General features: G+C 61.8%; 14 protein-coding genes and 4 pseudogenes. 5 read left to right on the forward strand and 13 right to left on the reverse strand.

Features of this window, described 5'->3' with window-relative positions; all coding sequences use genetic code 11:
• Positions 1 to 340: 340 nt before the first annotated feature.
• The 9 genes and pseudogenes from NUH86_RS13505 to NUH86_RS13545 form a co-directional block, all read right to left on the reverse strand.
• Entirely contained in the window at positions 341 to 841 is a 501-nt protein-coding gene (locus NUH86_RS13505; RefSeq protein WP_267249976.1) for a hypothetical protein, read from the reverse strand.
• Between the two features lie 164 nt (positions 842 to 1005).
• Positions 1006 to 1110: a DUF2474 family protein gene (locus NUH86_RS13510; protein WP_267249977.1), complete on the reverse strand. Its 105-nt coding sequence runs from the start codon at positions 1108 to 1110 to the stop codon at positions 1006 to 1008.
• Positions 1110 to 2108, reverse strand: a complete 999-nt coding sequence (cydB, locus tag NUH86_RS13515) for a cytochrome d ubiquinol oxidase subunit II (RefSeq protein WP_267249978.1) — start codon at positions 2106 to 2108, stop codon at positions 1110 to 1112. The genes NUH86_RS13510 and cydB overlap by 1 nt, the downstream gene beginning before the upstream one ends.
• Positions 2105 to 3510: pseudogene (locus NUH86_RS13520) on the reverse strand (cytochrome ubiquinol oxidase subunit I). Before NUH86_RS13520 ends, cydB begins: the two are co-directional and overlap by 4 nt.
• 54 nt (positions 3511 to 3564) lie before the next feature.
• Positions 3565 to 4362 (reverse strand): sulfite exporter TauE/SafE family protein, encoded by a 798-nt coding sequence (locus tag NUH86_RS13525; protein WP_267249979.1) that lies wholly within the window; start codon positions 4360 to 4362, stop codon positions 3565 to 3567.
• Positions 4359 to 5936, reverse strand: coding sequence for a bifunctional protein tyrosine phosphatase family protein/NAD(P)/FAD-dependent oxidoreductase (locus NUH86_RS13530; RefSeq protein WP_267249980.1), 1578 nt, complete (start codon positions 5934 to 5936; stop codon positions 4359 to 4361). Before NUH86_RS13530 ends, NUH86_RS13525 begins: the two co-directional genes overlap by 4 nt.
• Before the next feature lie 31 nt (positions 5937 to 5967).
• On the reverse strand, positions 5968 to 6378 hold the full coding sequence (locus tag NUH86_RS13535) for a DUF6691 family protein (protein ID WP_267249981.1): 411 nt from the start codon (positions 6376 to 6378) through the stop codon (positions 5968 to 5970).
• Positions 6378 to 6815: a YeeE/YedE family protein gene (locus NUH86_RS13540; RefSeq protein WP_267249982.1), complete on the reverse strand. Its 438-nt coding sequence runs from the start codon at positions 6813 to 6815 to the stop codon at positions 6378 to 6380. Before NUH86_RS13540 ends, NUH86_RS13535 begins: the two co-directional genes overlap by 1 nt.
• Entirely contained in the window at positions 6812 to 7729 is a 918-nt protein-coding gene (locus tag NUH86_RS13545) for an MBL fold metallo-hydrolase (RefSeq protein ID WP_267249983.1), read from the reverse strand. The genes NUH86_RS13540 and NUH86_RS13545 overlap by 4 nt, the downstream gene beginning before the upstream one ends.
• 101 nt (positions 7730 to 7830) lie before the next feature.
• On the opposite strand from NUH86_RS13545, the gene NUH86_RS13550 reads away from it, so the two are divergent.
• From NUH86_RS13550 to NUH86_RS13565, 4 genes and pseudogenes are all read left to right on the forward strand, one after another.
• The gene (locus tag NUH86_RS13550; protein WP_267249984.1) at positions 7831 to 8454 is read left to right on the forward strand and encodes a peroxiredoxin; all 624 of its coding nucleotides are present in this window, start codon (positions 7831 to 7833) and stop codon (positions 8452 to 8454) included.
• Positions 8451 to 8834 (forward strand): ArsR/SmtB family transcription factor, encoded by a 384-nt coding sequence (locus NUH86_RS13555; protein ID WP_267249985.1) that lies wholly within the window; start codon positions 8451 to 8453, stop codon positions 8832 to 8834. Before NUH86_RS13550 ends, NUH86_RS13555 begins: the two co-directional genes overlap by 4 nt.
• A 30-nt stretch (positions 8835 to 8864) precedes the next feature.
• Positions 8865 to 8999: pseudogene (locus NUH86_RS13560) on the forward strand (integrase); the annotation flags it as partial.
• 31 nt (positions 9000 to 9030) lie between these two features.
• Positions 9031 to 9177: pseudogene (locus NUH86_RS13565) on the forward strand (nicotinate phosphoribosyltransferase); the annotation flags it as partial.
• Positions 9178 to 9377: 200 nt separating this feature from the next.
• Here the strand turns inward: NUH86_RS13565 and NUH86_RS13570 are convergent.
• The 3 genes and pseudogenes from NUH86_RS13570 to NUH86_RS13580 form a co-directional block, all read right to left on the reverse strand.
• Entirely contained in the window at positions 9378 to 10628 is a 1251-nt protein-coding gene (locus NUH86_RS13570) for a Fic family protein (RefSeq protein ID WP_267249986.1), read from the reverse strand.
• A gap of 512 nt (positions 10629 to 11140) precedes the next feature.
• On the reverse strand, positions 11141 to 11554 hold the full coding sequence (locus NUH86_RS13575) for a hypothetical protein (RefSeq protein WP_267249987.1): 414 nt from the start codon (positions 11552 to 11554) through the stop codon (positions 11141 to 11143).
• A pseudogene (locus NUH86_RS13580) lies at positions 11535 to 11666 on the reverse strand (IS5/IS1182 family transposase); the annotation flags it as partial. The gene NUH86_RS13575 and the pseudogene NUH86_RS13580, both read right to left, overlap by 20 nt.
• A gap of 296 nt (positions 11667 to 11962) precedes the next feature.
• On the opposite strand from NUH86_RS13580, the gene NUH86_RS13585 reads away from it, so the two are divergent.
• Entirely contained in the window at positions 11963 to 12610 is a 648-nt protein-coding gene (locus NUH86_RS13585) for a prolyl hydroxylase family protein (RefSeq protein ID WP_267249988.1), read from the forward strand.
• Positions 12611 to 12716: 106 nt separating this feature from the next.
• On the opposite strand, the gene NUH86_RS13590 is transcribed toward NUH86_RS13585, so the two are convergent.
• Positions 12717 to 15386, reverse strand: a complete 2670-nt coding sequence (locus NUH86_RS13590; RefSeq protein ID WP_267249989.1) for a TonB-dependent receptor domain-containing protein — start codon at positions 15384 to 15386, stop codon at positions 12717 to 12719.
• Positions 15387 to 15401: the final 15 nt, after the last annotated feature.

Genomic DNA, 15401 nt, shown 5'->3' on the forward strand with positions numbered 1-15401 from the left:
TCAAGCCGGAAGGCGCATTTGCCGGCCTATCGTGAACAGTTTGTCAGTCTTTGCAGACAGATGATAGTCAAATCCGGTAGGTCTCTTAGGAAGGCGCAAAGCTACACGGTGTGGTCAGCTTATGCTTTTGCCACCTTGAGCGAAAGGCCGGTTTCGTCGATTCCCACCATACGCGAGTCGTCAATCGAACGACCGGGTCTGGTCGCCAGCCGCCGGAAAGCGGAAGGTCTGCACCTTGGAAGCGAAATCTTGGAGCTGAGCGTCCGGGAAGAGGATCGGCGGAATCTAGCGCAATTCTGCTGATCCCACCCTTGGGGCGGGAATGACCGGTCGCGTCGGATCACGACCATTTGTCAATGAACGCGACCACCTTCGCGATCGGTAGTGGCGCGTCCTTGGATCGCTTGAGCAAAGCCTTGCCATGCCGTTCCAGTAAAGCCCGTTCATCTTTGTCGGGGCGGAACGATTTTCCACCAACGACGATCGGGCCGCGAAGCGCTGGGACGAGGTCGTTCTCAGGGTAACCATCGTCGTCGACGACTGCGATCCTCATCCCCAGCGATCGCGCCGTACCGCCATATTTGGGGGCCTCGCCCTTACACGAGACATCGATCAGCCAAGCCGGTTCCGGCATCCGCCCAAACTGATAGCCCCAAGCATTCTTGATCGATGCGGCGTCAAAGGCGCTTTCGGGCAATCCGGTCGCATTCTTCTGGAACGCGCCGAGGGCACCCTTGGCATTCTTGCTCAGGGCATCGTCATAGACCGCAAGGTAAACATCCGCGAATGCCGCCGCAGCCAGCGCCTCAACTCCACTAGGACAATAAGCAATGTGCGCCAACTGGCGTTGTCGAGCTGCCGGACAAGCGGAACGTCGGCTAACTGGAATGGAAAAATCGGGCCCTGAGCGGCCGGAATGGGTCGATCCTGCAAACGCCCGGCCAGAATTATTTATGCGTCGAAAGGGTATTTCAAGTTAACCGCGGAAGTTGGCGCAAACAAGCGTCACACCAGCCAATAGCGTATTCCCAGCGACACGAGCAGCAGCGCCACCACGCTTGCGGTCCATATCCCCACGAACCAGCCAAGCCGGGTCATCCGCCCGCGCATCAATGATAGCCCTCACTGCCGACCTTGCCCCGGAACACCCAATAGGCCCAGGCGGTGTAAGCCAGGATCACCGGCACGAGCACCGCGCCGCCGACCAGCATGAACAGTTGGCTGCGGTATGGCGCGGCCGCTGCCCAGATAGTGACGCGCGCAGGGATGACATAGGGCCAGATCGATATGCCCAGCCCCAGCAGGCACAGGCCGAATAGCGCCAGCGCCCAGAGGAAGGGCTGGGCATCCTTGCGCTGTGACAGGCTGCGATAGAAAAGCGCGGTGACGATGACCGTCGCGAGCGGCACCTGCGCCGTAGCAAGCACGCCGGGCCAGGAGAGCCAGCGGCTCTGGTAGCTCGCCTCCAGCGTGAGCGTGGCCAAGCTGACCGCGCCGATCAGGATGAGCAGCGCGACGCCCAGCCGTCCGGCATAGGTCACAACCTGCCGCTGCAATCCGCCTTCGGTCTTCCAGTTGAGCCAGCAGGCCCCCAGCAGGGCGTAGCCGACCATCAGCGCCACCCCGGTCAGTAGCGAGAAAGGCGACAGCCATTCCCACCAGCCGCCGGAATAGGCGCGTCCTTTCACGCTGATGCCCTGCAACAGCGCGCCCAGCGCGACACCTTGCGCAAAGGTCGCGACCGCCGATCCGCCCGTAAAGGCACGGTCCCATATCGCGCGGTGTGCCGGGTCGCGCCAGCGAAACTCGAACGCGACGCCGCGCAGGACAAGGCCCAGCAGCATCGCGATCAACGGGGCGTAGAGTGCGGGCAGAATGATGGCATAGGCGAGCGGAAAGGCCGCCAGCAGCCCCCCGCCGCCCAGCACCAGCCAGGTTTCATTGCCGTCCCATACCGGCGCGATGCTGTTCATCGCGGTGTCGCGGTCCTTGCCCACCTTGAACAGCGGGAACAGGATACCGATGCCCAGGTCAAACCCGTCCAACACAACATAGGCGACAATCGCAAAGCCGATGATTCCGGCCCAGATGACAGTCAGGTCAATCATCCTTTGCCTCCTTCGATGGCGGGCGCGGGCGTGATGCCTGCGGTGCGGATCGGCGCGCCGTCCAGCGCGCTTTCATGCGCTTCCGGTGGCTTCTTCATCAGGTGCAACAGATACCAGATGCCCATGCCGAACACGCTGAAATAGACCAGCGCGAACGCCAGCAGCGATGCCGCGACCGCAGGTGCGTCAAGGGGCGATGCGCTGTTGGCGGTGCGGAGCAGGCCATAGATAGTGAAGGGCTGCCGACCCACCTCTGTCACGACCCAACCCGCAAGGACGGCAATGAACCCCGCTGGCCCCATGACCAAGGCGGCGCGGTGCAGCCATGGCCATTCATGCAATTTGCCGCACGCGCGCGCGCGATCAGGCTCCACAGGCCAAGGCCCAGCATCGCAAAGCCAATCCCCACCATCACCCGAAACGCCCAGAAGACGATGCCGACCGGCGGCTTGTCGCCGTCTGGCACGCTATCCAGCCCCTTCATTGGCGCATTGAGATCATGCTTGAGGATCAGCGAAGACGCCTTTGGAATTGAGATGGCATAATCGACCCGCTTGTTGGCACTGTCAGGGATGCCGAACAGGATCAGCGGCGCACCGTCGGGATGGCTTTCATAATGGCCTTCCATCGCCATCACCTTGACCGGCTGATGCTCCAACGTGTTGAGGCCGTGCATGTCGCCCGCGAAAATCTGGATCGGTGCGACGATCGCCGCCATCCACATCGCCATCGAGAACATGGTGCGTGCGCCCGGATTGGTCCGGTCCTTGAGCAGGTGCCATGCTCCCACGCCGCCGACGGCAAAGGCCGTGGTCAGGTAAGCCGCCAGCACGGTATGGACCAGCCGATAGGGGAAGCTGGGGTTGAAGATGATCGCCATCCAGCTGGGACCGGGCAGGAACTGGCCATTCGCGGCCATCTCATAGCCTGTCGGGGTCTGCATCCAGCTGTTGACCGATAATATCCAAAAGGCGGAAATGAAGGTGCCGACCGCCACCGCGCAGGTTGCGGTGAAATGCAGCTTGCGCCCGACCTTGTTGATGCCGAACAGCATGACACCCAGGAACCCGGCCTCCAGGAAGAAAGCGGTCAGCACTTCATAGGCCATCAGCGGGCCGATGACCGGCCCGGCCTTGTCGGAAAAGACCGACCAGTTGGTGCCGAACTGGTAGGACATGACGATACCCGACACCACGCCCATGGCAAACACGACCGCGAAGATCTTGAGCCAGTAGCGGAACAGATTGGCATAGACGCCCTTACCTGTGGCCAGCCAAATTCCTTCCAGCACCGTCAAGTAACTGGCAAGGCCGATCGAAAAAGCCGGAAACAGGAAATGGAAACTGACGGTGAAGGCGAATTGCGCGCGAGCGAGAAGCAGGGCGTCAAGGGAATCGAACATGGACATGTCCTTTCGCGCGCCCTTGTAGCAGGCGTGCGGGGTGAGCGGGATTGGTCAGATTGTCATGCCGGGCAGAAAGGCAGCGGCGCTGCGCCAGAGCATGTAGAGCGCGACGACGAAGATCAGCATGGCGAACAAGGTGGTCAACCGGCCGGTCTTTCCGCCCATTGTCTCTGCCAGCCGCGTGCCGCCGACGCTGCCCGCGATGCCGCCGACGACGAACACCGCAGCCAGCGGCCAGTCGATCAGCCCGGAGAAGGCATAGTTCGCTGCGGTCGTCAGGCCGAATGCAGTCACCGCGACCAGCGAGGTCCCGACCGCCATGAGTATCGGCATGCCCGTCGAAGCGACCAGGCCCGGCACGATCAGGAAGCCGCCACCGATGCCGAAAAAACCGGAGAATAATCCCGATCCCAACCCATAGGCGACGACCTTGGGCGCTTTCTCCCGATTGCACTCAGCCCCCGGATTGCCTGGATTGCCGCGCCCCCTCAACATCAGCGCGCCGACCAGCAGCATCACCAGTGCAAACAGCGCCAGCAATTTGTCGCCATCGACCATTTTGCCGAAGCTCGATCCAGCCAGCGCGCCAACGATGCCCGCTGCGGCATAGATGCCACCGCAGCGCCATTTGACATGATGGGCGCGGGCATGGCTCGCCAGACCCGCCGCTGCATTGGCCGCGACCGCGAGCGCACTGGTGCCGATGGCGACATGGGCGTTGGGTACGCCGACGAGATAGACCATCAACGGCACGGCAAGAATGGAACCACCCCCGCCGACCAGGCCGAGTACGAAGCCGACAAGCCCGCCGGACACGCCACCCAGCAGATATTGTGCGGCCGTCATCATGGCCGCGCGTCGATCATCTGCGGCTTGACCATCCACTCCCGCCCCTTGAGCATCCCGTGCCAATAGATTGGCGGGAGGATCGTATCCTTGAGCAACCAGGACAGGCGTGAAGGCCGGGTGCCGTCGATCAGCCAGTTGGGGAAGCTGGGCATCAACCTTCCTCCATAGCCGAACTCGGCCAGCACGATCTTGCCCGCCTCAACCGTTAGCGGGCAGCTGCCATAGCCGTCATAGGTCGCGACCGGCGGCTGGCCTTCCAGTGCCGCCAGCGCGTTGATCGCCACGATGGGAGCCTGCTTGCGCGCAGCCGCCATCGTCTTGGCATTGGAGGTCGAACAGGCGTCGCCTAGCGCGAAAATGTCGGGATAGAGCGGATGCCGCAGCGTGGCTTCGTCCACCTCGACAAAGCCCGACGCCGCAGCCAGCGGGCTGGCGCGGATGAAGTCGGGCGCGACCTGCGGCGGCACGACATGAATCATGTCGAACCGCTCTGCGACGCGCTTCACCCCGTTGCCATCTGCCTGCTCGAAAATTGCGGTCTTGGCAGCGCCGTCGATCTCGACCAGCTTCGATCCGAAGTTGAGATGGATGCCATAGCGATCGACATAGTCCATCAGTGCCGGGACATAGGCCGGGACGCCGAACAGTACAGCTCCGGCAGTATGAAACTGCACAACGCTCTGCGCCAGCACGCCGGATTTTTCCCAGCGGTGGCAGGACAGATACATCGCCTTTTGCGGCGCGCCCGCGCATTTGATCGGCATGGGCGGCTGGGTGAACAGTACGCGACCGCCCTTGAACTGCTTGACCAGCCGGTTGGTATAGGGGGCCAGGTCATAGAGATAGTTGGACGTCACCCCATCGTGCCCCAATGCGTCGGACAGGCCGGGGATGGCGTTCCAGTCCAGCGCGATGCCAGGACATACGACCAGAACGCCATAGCCGATCCGTCGGCCGTCATCGAGCATCACGATCTTGTCGTCGGGCAGGAAGGCGCTTGCCGACGCCTTGATCCATTCAGCGCCGCGCGGGATCAGCCCGGCCTCGCCCCGCCGGGTTAAGCGGCTCTCGAACACGCCTGCGCCAACCATGGTCCAGCCGGGCTGGTAATAATGCGCGTCACTGGGTTCGATAATCGCGAGGCGGATATTACGCCGCCGCTTGAGGATGCTGGCGGCGGTGGCGATACCGGCGCTGCCACCGCCAACGATCAGAATATCATAATGGGCGGCATCCTTGCTGTTCAATGCCCCTGCCATCTTCGCAAGCTGTTCCGCCCGCGCACCTGACCGACAATAAGCGAGTACCGGACCCGGCAGGCTGTCGAGCGCCACACGCATGGCGGTGGCATCGGCATCGGTTAGCGACCTTGCCACCGCCGGGACATAGGCAAAGCCAAGTCCCGCGGCACGCGCCGCTGCGCCAATCTGGGCCGCCGTCGGCTGCTCCGCGCCTTCGCCATCAGGCCGGTTGCAGAGGATCGCACGAAAGCCTGCCGCCCCTGCTTGCGCCACATCGGCTGGCATGAGCTGCGCGGTGACACTCAGCGTCGGGGTCAGTTGCTTGATGGCCATGATGAACCTTCTCGGTCCGGCACGGAGCCGGTTATGATTGAGTGGTGAAGCGATGGATCGCCATGCCGCCCAGCATGGCGAGCACGAAGGGCGCGACGGCCGCCGGGGACAGCGCAAGGCTGGCAATCGCGGGACCGGGGCATAGCCCGCCAATGCCCCAGCCAACGCCGAACAGGATAGCGCCCACCGCCAGCCTGCCATCAATCGCGCGCGTTTCGGGCAAGGCGAAATCACTGCCGGCAAGGGGTTGATCAAGCCGTTTCTGCGCTACCCAGGCCAGCGCCATCGGGATGATCGCCCCGCCCATGACGAAGGCGAGCGTCGGGTCCCATGTCCCCAGCAGGTCAAGGAAGGCACGCACCCGCATAGGATCAGCCATGCCCGAAATGGCAAGTCCGGCACCGAACAGCACACCCGACAATAAGGCGATCATGATCCGCATCAAACCATTCCGGTCAGGCGCATCAGCGCCACGGTCGCAAAACCGCTGCCTATGAACAAGGCCGTCGCCATGATCGAGCGGGGCGACAGGCGCGACAGGCCGCACACGCCATGGCCGCTGGTGCACCCCGATCCCAGCCGGGTGCCATAGCCAACGATCAGGCCAGCGCCGATCATCAGTCCGGGAGCGGGAAAGGTCGCGGGAACACCGCCTGCCAGCAGCGCCACCAGGAACGCGCCCAATGGCAGTCCGACGACGAACGCTATCGCCACGCCGCGCGGCGTGCCACTTGTCGACAGGCCGGTGGCCCGCGCTGTAAGCCCGCTAACCCCCGCGATCCGCCCCAGCCCCAACAGCATGATCGCCGCCGCCAGCCCGATCATCAGCCCACCGATGAGGCCTGCAACCGGCTGCACCTCTGGAAAGTCGGGGATCATAGCTGGTTGACCGGAATCTTAAGGTAGGTGACGCCATTGTCGTCGGGCGGCGGCATATGGCCCGCGCGCATATTGACCTGCACCGACGGCAGGATCAGCCGCGGCATCGCCAGCGTGGCGTCGCGCGCCTCGCGCATGGCGACGAAATCATCCTCGCTCACCCCGTCATGAGCATGGATGTTGGCACGGCGCTGCTCTGCGACCGTGGTTTCCCAGACATAATGATCGCGCCCTTCAGGCAGATAGTCGTGGCATAGGAACAACCGGGTTTCGGACGGCAATTCCAGTAGTCGGCGGAGCGACCGGAACAGGGTGCGCGCGTCGCCGCCGGGGAAGTCGGCGCGGGCCGTGCCATAATCTGGCATGAACATAGTGTCGCCCACGAACACCGCGTCTCCGATGACATAAGCGACGCAGGCGGGAGTATGGCCCGGCACGTGCAGCACCGTCACGGCCAGAGTGCCGATCATGAACTGGTCGCCATCAGCCCAGAGATGGTCGAAGTCCGATCCGTCGCGCTGAAAATCTGGGCCTGCGTTGAACAGCGTGCCGAAGGTCTGCTGCACCTCACAGATATGCGCGCCGATCGCGATCTTTCCGCCCAGCTTCTGCTGAAGATGGGGTGCAGCCGACAGATGATCCGCATGGGCGTGGGTTTCCAGGTGCCAGTCGACACTCAGCCCCTGCTCTTCCACATAGGCGATGACGGGATCGGCTGCTTCATGCCCGGTGCGACCGGCGGCGGGGTCATAGGTCAGCACGCTGTCGATCACCGCGGCGCGACGGGTTTCCGCATCATGCACCACATAGGTCACGGTGAAGGTCGGTGCGTCGAAGAAAGCCTTGACGACGGGTACGCCGCTCCTGGCGACAGAGACTTGGACATACGCTTTCTCAAGTGCAGGGTCGGCCACGCGACTTTCCTTTGATTTCATATTTACATGTATCATGTATTTATATAATTTTCAACCGTCAAGGGCTTGCCACATTCCTCTGACGATTGCAGGACAGCGCCATGAACGAGATTACGACCGCCCGCTCGACCCCGCTCCGTATCGGCTCCCCAGCGCCTGATTTTCGGGCGCGTTCCACCATGGGCGATTTTCAGCTGTCAGCGCTGCGCGGCCATTGGGTGATTTTCTTTTCCCATCCGGCTGACTTCACACCGGTATGCAGCACTGAATTCGCGGCCCTTTCGCGGCGGCAGGCGGATTTTGACGCGCTCAACTGCCGGTTGGTCGGCCTGTCAGTGGACAGCCTCTACGCCCATATCGCCTGGGTTCGGGCGCTGAACGATCTGTTCGACGTGCAGGTCGGCTTCCCGATCATCGAAGATCCCAGCATGGCCGTGGGCCGTGCCTATGGCATGATTGATGAGGATGCGACCAACAGCATGACCATGCGTTCGACCTTCTTCATCGACCCGCAGGGCGTCGTCCGAGCCACGACCGCCTATCCCCATAATGTCGGCCGGTCGGTCGAGGAGATGCTCCGCCTGCTGCACGCGCTGCAACGGGTCGATGGCGGGAGCAGCCTGACACCTGAAGGATGGGTACCGGGTCAACCCACACTGCTGCCTGCCGCAGAAAGCGCCGACGCAGCATCCGACTGGTTCTGTCGGCTGGAGTTTCAGCCATGAGCGCGCTTCATGAGAATCGCGAAGCCGCCACTGTTGCCGCCGAAAAGATCAAGATTTTCGCCCAGCCGCAGCGGCTAATGATCCTGTCCTGCCTGCTGCGCGGCGAACGCAATGTGGGCGAGATCGCGGATGTCACCGGCATCGGCCAGCCCGCGCTGAGCCAGCAATTGGCCGAATTGCGCCGCGCGGATCTCGTCCAGACGCGCAAGGAAGCCAAACTGGTTTGGTATATGCTGGCAGACGACAACGTAGCGCTGTGTGTCCGCAATATAGAGGCGATCTTTGGCAGCGAGGGTAACCCTGTATTGCCGCCAGCGGCAAAGCCAGCTTCACAGTTGCCACCAGCCCGCGGCGTCGCAGGTTTTGCCCGCGTCCTTTGACTGCAGAATTAAAGACCGGGCGGCCGGTTCAGTTTGATCTATAAGGCGACCAGGAATCTCCGGGCGGTCAAGCTTCTGCTTGGACACACGAAAATTGAAAGCACGGTCCGATATCTCGGAGTTGATGTAGAGGACGCTTTGACGTTGGCAGAAGGCACAGAAATCCAATGTCGGCCTGGCTCCGCGCAACTGCGCGGTGTGCAAAGTGACATCGGCCAACGGCCGCCCGGCGGTGAAGCTGTCCGACAATCCCGCCAAGGCGACTGGCGATCCGAAGGAAATCGAGCGCTATTTGAGAGTGTTGGGTTCTGCCGGTCGCACAGCGTCCGCTGTTGCGGTGTGAACAGGGAAAGCTCCACGGTGTTTACGTCAAGCCGCGTTGAATGCCGCGATTCTTGAGGAAGAGAATCGGAATTTTGCCGGGCGAACGCTCATCTGGCCGCTTTTGATCTTTGAAAAAATCAAGTAATATCGTCTATTACGCACGACGACAGAATGATTTGGCCGATCCCTTGGCCGATCCTGCCGTCATTTCCCGCCCTCCTAAACCATTGCATCAGGATACAGTTTCGGAAACAGCGTCTCCAGGGTATGACTTGGAAAGCGCAGCGAGACGGGCCCTTTCTCGGTCGAAGATGCGAGCAGGCCCGCTTCAGTCAGGTCCTTGAGCACTCTGCGCGCACTTCGCTCCGGCATACCGGTAAGACGCGCCGCTTCCCCACGCTCGAACTCACCGCGCCGAAGTGCCTCAAGGAGCAGGTAAACGGCCTCCGGAGCGAATTTTTCTTGCCGCGTAACCAAGCGCTCGATGCGCTTGGCGAGCGTATCGAGGTCGAACAGTTGCGTCATGAATTCGAGCTGGTCGAGGGTAACCTTGAGGAACCATGTAGCGAATACGCTGAGCCCCTTGAGTGACAGGTTGCCCCTGCCGTCGCGATCACCCTGTCGCTGTTCATCGGCCCACGCCATGTGCTGCTTGTATTCCAACCGGCCCTCGGGACCGTCCGACAATCCGCGGGCGAGCCCGCGCGATATCGACCAAAGACCACGCGCTCCGATCCCGGCTTTGTGTGCCATTGCATGGCTCATCAAGCGACTGACGCGCCCGTTGCCATCCGGAAACGGGTGAATGTAGTTGAAGCGGTGATGCGCCGTCGCCATCGCGAGAATGCGTTTGCCCTTCCCGGGGCCGACAGCCAGCAACAGGTTGTCAGTGGGTTCAAAGGCAAATCGCCGGTAAAAGTAGTTCATGAAATCGGGAACGCGGTCACTCGGCGGCGGAAGATGGCGGCCAATCTCGACGTCCTGCTCCTCGCCCTTGCGCCACTCCCCGGGGATCATCTGAAAGGATCGGCCCCGGCCCTTGATGGCCAGCATCTCTTTGGTCGCCCCCTCATAGAAATCATGGTGGAGTTGCCGCAGGAAATCGGGAGCCGCCGGGTCGGGCAGGCACCCTGCGGAAGCCAGCGCATCGATCCGAGCCTGAAGGCGAACATGAGCGACCGCCTCGATAAGAAGATCGCGCTTCTCATCTTCCTCATCGATCCGGGCCAAGGCGCGTTCGATGTCGCGCGGCCGCGTATTATGACCCTCTATGAGGTTGCTGTAGTAGGTGTTCATGATGCGCACCAAACCGGCGAGATTTTCCGCCGTTCGCGGATGCAGTTTTTGCCCCAGCGCCTCGCCCTTTGCGGCCACCTCGGCGATAAGGTCGGGAAGTTCGCCATCGGGTGCGTCTATACGCGCGGGCTCTATCGTGTCAGGCGCCTCTGAATTCATGCTTTGGCCGATCATCTGAGGTGGAATAATCGCCGAATATCTTATGTTTTGCTCAATGCATAACTAAATTTGGCCGATCCTTTGGCCGATCCTTGTGAACGGCAGCGATACGTCAACCTGGAAGCCTTCAACCGGAGATTGAGCACGACAACCCCTGCCGATGGCAGACAGCGACAAGTTTGGTGGCAAGATTCTCTGTGCTCCTGCCGAAGACGGACCAACCTTCTCGTTCATGGCAGGCTGTATTTGAACGCATGCCTTGCGGCAATTGATCCCGCTAATCGCCCCGCACCATCTCTTCGAGCTCTTGCCGAGGCACCACGGCCGCAAGTCGAATCGCCCGGCGGAAAGGCATTTCTACGGCCTAAAGGGACTCGAACTTGGGCCCAAAAAATTGCCAGGGCATCGGCGTGGGTATCACTCAAAAATCAGCAGGAAACGCCTCCGATCATCCCCGCATTTGCGGAACGTGATTCCGGATTTGCAAGGTTGCGATGCGTGCCTTGGTCGTTCACCCAAGATCTATATTATTCGATCGTATAACCGAGTGCTCGATATCCGGTTCGCCGCTTTGCCGCCATACGGGCCAGCATCGGAACCGTTTCGTCGACATAATCGACAACGAGAACTTCCGTCTTGCCGGCATGCTGACGGTGCAGTCGTTCGACATATTGAGCCAAAGTGCCTTTCCATGAGATGGGCATCGTCAGGAAAAGCGTGTCGAGCCGCTGGTCGTCAAATCCCTCTCCGATGTAACGTCCGGTTGCCAGAATCAGACGCTCCTCATCGTCCGATACGCGCAACGCGGCTTGCGAAGCCTTGCGTTCGGTCGCCGACAGCCTCCCCGCAGAACGACGAGATTGCGCACAAACCGTGAGAAACGGCGTTGCAGATAGTCGAGATGATCCCGCCGCTCGGTCATTTGCGAGGTCGCCCAACATGCGACGCGGGTGGCAGCAGTGGCTCCAGAACCGCCCACTCGGCATCGGTCATATCACTTGGCAAAGTCAGCCCGCTTCGCGCATGAAGGGCGCGAGTGGTATCAGTCCACATCGTTGAATCCACGGTAGTTTTTGGCGAAACCCCTGAATCAACGACAGGCCAAGCCGTCAAGCTAACCTGCTGATACCAATCAACTTAATTTCCGATCAGACACTCAGAGGATAAACCGTGCGGGATCGCTGCGAAGCGGCCGATAGGCGCGGCGTCCGCAGCGACAATTCCGCTCTTCCACCCGCCTTTTTTTCCTGGTTCGATAAGCCTCTTTCATGACCGTTTATCCCGACGCGAAGATGCTTGCCATTTTAGCGTTTATCGAGCTATCGAGCGCGTCTCGACCGGGGCTTGCCATGTTGAACCTTTCCGCCGCTGCTACCGGTGACGCCGATCCCGCGCGGATCGCCGCGCATCCGCGCGTTCAGCGGGTTCCCAGCCGTGACCTGGTTCTTTTCATGCAGCGCGGCTTCCTCAGCGAGGCGGAGTGCGCGCAACTGATCGCCCGCATCGACGCGATCCGCCGCCCGTCCACGATAGCCGACGCCAATGGCGACACCACCTTCCGCACGAGCGAAACCTGCGACCTAGACCCTGCCGATCCCCTGATCGCCGCAGTTGACGACAGGCTCGCGGCCTTTGCGGGCATCGATCCCGCCTTTGGCGAACCCATTCAGGGCCAACGCTACGATGTCGGCCAGCAATTCAAACCGCATACCGATTTCTTCGATCCCCATGGCGCGGACTTTGCGCGCTTCTGCTCGATCGCAGGCAATCGAACATGGACGCTGATGGTTTATCTCAACGTGCCCGCCGCGGGCGGCGCCACCCGTTTCGTCAAGATCGGCAAGACGGTGCAACCGGAAACAGGCAAGCTGCTCGCCTGGAACAATCGCCTCGGGCCGGGCAGATATAATGACGCCAGCCTGCACCACGGCATGAAGGTGCGCAGCGGCGTCAAATATATCATCACCAAATGGTATCGCGAACGCGCCTGGGGTTAGCCGCCGGCGCGAGTCCTGCCGTCCTTGCGGATGCGGAATGACATTGGCCCCCATGAAACGGCCGGCCCGCATGGCGGACCGGCCGGTCATTCCCCGGATAAGACGATCAGAAGGCTACGGTCAGCGAAGCGGCGATTGTCGTGCCGATCTTGTAGCGATTGTAGAACACCTTGTTCCCGCCTGCTTCCTGGAACTCCTGATATTTCCGCCCGGTGATGTTGCGGGCCTCGAACTTCAGCTCGCTGTTGACGCCGCCGGGCAGCTTCACGGCCTGGCGCGCGACGAAGTCCAGTGTCAGGCCGGGCTTTTCCTTGATGTCCGGTTGCAGGTTCGGACCGCGGCTGGTCACGCGCGGGCTGGAATAGGTGACAAGCAGCGTCTGTTGCGAGAGCTTGTCCGTGTCCTCCAGACCGATCTGAAAATTGACGAGATGGTCCGACTGGCCGGTCAGCGGCGCGCCGTCCACGAAATAGTCTGACGCGGCGGGCAACGGCCCGGTCGTATAGCTGTAGGGGACGGTCGTGTCCCCGGCGCTCACCTTCAGTTCCGACTGGGTGTAGGTATAGTTGCCGATCAATACGATCCGCCTGCTCTGGAAGAAGTCGCTGTTCCAGCCGTCGAGCGGTATATATTTCTGCGCTTCGAACTCGACGCCGTACAACTGCGCTTCGGGAGCGTTGGCGAAGCTGGTCGTCACCGCATAGGTGTCGGTAATGGTGGTGAAGGTTTCGATCGGGTTCTTGATCTTCTTGTAGAAGGCCGCCGCCGTCAGCCGCTCGTCACGCCCCATATACCATTCCGCACGGATATCGCCGTTCCACAGTTCACTGTCCTGCAGGAAGGGATTGCCGCGATAGAAGCGGTTGGATTCGGTGTCGAGGAAGGGCTGGGCGATCAGTTCGCGGAACTGCGGGCGCGCGATCGTCTTGGAACCGCTGACGCGGAACTGCAGGCCCTTGGCCGCTTCGAGGGTGATCGTGGCCGCCGGCAGCCAATACTCCTGGCGGATCTGGTTGAACGGCGTGATGCCGGTGTTGTAAACATCGACACCCGTGACCGACTGACGCCCCTTCTCATAGCGGACGCCCGCGTCGAAGGAGAGGCCGGGGAACAGCGACGCCTTCACCTGAGCATAGCCGGCATGGGTCCGCAGCGCCGCATCATAGACCGGATAGTTGCCGGAAAATTCCAGCAGGCCGATGTCGTAGAGCAGGATCGCGGCATCCGACAGCAGATAGTCCGGCCGCATCTGCTGAGCGCCGACCGGCAGGTTGGTCGCGTCGAAATGCAGCTCATAGCGGGACGAGGTGCGCTTGGTATCGGTGAACGCATAGCCGATCGTCGCCGAAAGGTCGGGCGAGAATTTATAGCTCAGATCCCAGCCGGCCGACCACAGGTCTTCGTTCAGGTCGCTGAACGTGATCGCCGCATCGCCGCGCTGGCGATTCAGCGCGTTGACGAAGCGATCGCCCACCAGGTCGATCGGGTTGTTGGTGCGAACATATTCGAAGTCGCGTTCGTAGGGCGCCTCCCGCTGGGAATTGGCATAGCCGCCACGCACGTCCAGGCTGGCATCGCCCAGCTTGAATTCGCCGGTCATCTGCGTGTCGATCAGTTGGCGCTCATACCAGCCGGTCTGCTGCGCCATATAGTCGGCGCCCTGGATCTGGCCGTCATTCTGCCCGATCGCCAGCGCGCTGCGCTTCAGCGTGTCGCGGATATAGACGTTGGTCCAGCGCAGCTTCTGGTCGCCCCATTCAGCGCCCACGCCCAGCAGGCCATTGACCGTCACCTGATTGTCGGTGCTGATCTGCTGATAATTCTTGCCCGCGCCCGCGGCGACATCCAGCGAGGCCTGTTGCAGATTGTCGCGCGTGCGCCACTTGTTGCTGTAGGAAGCGGTGGCGATGATGCCGACGCGCGCGTCGCTGCCGATATCGAAGGCCGTGCCGCCGTTCAGCGATCCGGAGAAGTTGAACGGCAGGCTGTTGGTCCGCTGAAGGACCGATGTGTTGCTGTTCTGGAACTGCATGGCGATCGCCCGCAAATCGGCGCGATCGATGTTCGGGAAGGGCGTGCCGCCGCCTATCGCCTGCCGCAGCAGCGGCGGCACGTCGCGCGTGCCGTCGTCGAAGCCGGTCCAGTCGGACTTGCTGCCATAATGGGTATAGCCAAGTTGGCCCGACGTCTCCGTATTGGCGGAGCTGCCGATCCCGAACTCCAGATAGCTCTCCACCGGGATCGCCTTGGTGGTCAGGTTGATAACGCCGCCGCCGAACTCGCCGGGGAAGTTGGGCGAATAGGTTTTTTGCACCAGGGTCGACGCGATGACGCTGGTGGGGAAAATATCGAGCGGCACGACGCGCTTGAGCGGCTCTGGACTCGGCAGCGGCGAACCGTTCAGCAGCGCCAGCGAATAGCGGTCGCCAAGGCCGCGCACATAGACGAAGCCGCCCGAAGCGACCGACAGGCCGGTGACGCGCTGGAGCGAACCGGCGATGTCGCCCTCCCCGGTGCGCTTGATGTCGGCGGCGGACAGGACGTTCACCACCTGCGGCGCGGCCTGCGAGATGTTGTTCGTGCGGCGGCCCGTCACGACGATGTCCGAACCGGGGATCGACACGTCGACGCTGCCGGTCTGCGCGTCGGCGGCTTCCGAAGCGCTCGGCACGCCCGAGGCCGGGGCCGAATCGATTGCAGTTTGCGCCATCACCGCGGGAGCGGATAACGCGGATGAAATGAGCAGCAGGCGAGCCAGGCTGAGCGGCTTCGACATGGCTATTGTCCCCCT

It is taken from the genome of Sphingobium sp. JS3065 (genome assembly GCF_026427355.1).
Lineage (GTDB): Bacteria > Pseudomonadota > Alphaproteobacteria > Sphingomonadales > Sphingomonadaceae > Sphingobium.

Coding starts and splice junctions, on each gene's coding strand:
- NUH86_RS13510 (WP_267249977.1), bottom strand. CDS start 1,110: ATGCGCGGGCGGATGACCCGGCTTGGCTGGTTCGTGGGGATATGGACC.
- cydB (WP_267249978.1), bottom strand. CDS start 2,108: ATGATTGACCTGACTGTCATCTGGGCCGGAATCATCGGCTTTGCGATT.
- NUH86_RS13525 (WP_267249979.1), bottom strand. CDS start 4,362: ATGATGACGGCCGCACAATATCTGCTGGGTGGCGTGTCCGGCGGGCTT.
- NUH86_RS13530 (WP_267249980.1), bottom strand. CDS start 5,936: ATGGCCATCAAGCAACTGACCCCGACGCTGAGTGTCACCGCGCAGCTC.
- NUH86_RS13535 (WP_267249981.1), bottom strand. CDS start 6,378: ATGCGGATCATGATCGCCTTATTGTCGGGTGTGCTGTTCGGTGCCGGA.
- NUH86_RS13540 (WP_267249982.1), bottom strand. CDS start 6,815: ATGATCCCCGACTTTCCAGAGGTGCAGCCGGTTGCAGGCCTCATCGGT.
- NUH86_RS13550 (WP_267249984.1), top strand. CDS start 7,831: ATGAACGAGATTACGACCGCCCGCTCGACCCCGCTCCGTATCGGCTCC.
- NUH86_RS13555 (WP_267249985.1), top strand. CDS start 8,451: ATGAGCGCGCTTCATGAGAATCGCGAAGCCGCCACTGTTGCCGCCGAA.
- NUH86_RS13570 (WP_267249986.1), bottom strand. CDS start 10,628: ATGATCGGCCAAAGCATGAATTCAGAGGCGCCTGACACGATAGAGCCC.
- NUH86_RS13575 (WP_267249987.1), bottom strand. CDS start 11,554: ATGTTGGGCGACCTCGCAAATGACCGAGCGGCGGGATCATCTCGACTA.
- NUH86_RS13585 (WP_267249988.1), top strand. CDS start 11,963: ATGTTGAACCTTTCCGCCGCTGCTACCGGTGACGCCGATCCCGCGCGG.
- NUH86_RS13590 (WP_267249989.1), bottom strand. CDS start 15,386: ATGTCGAAGCCGCTCAGCCTGGCTCGCCTGCTGCTCATTTCATCCGCG.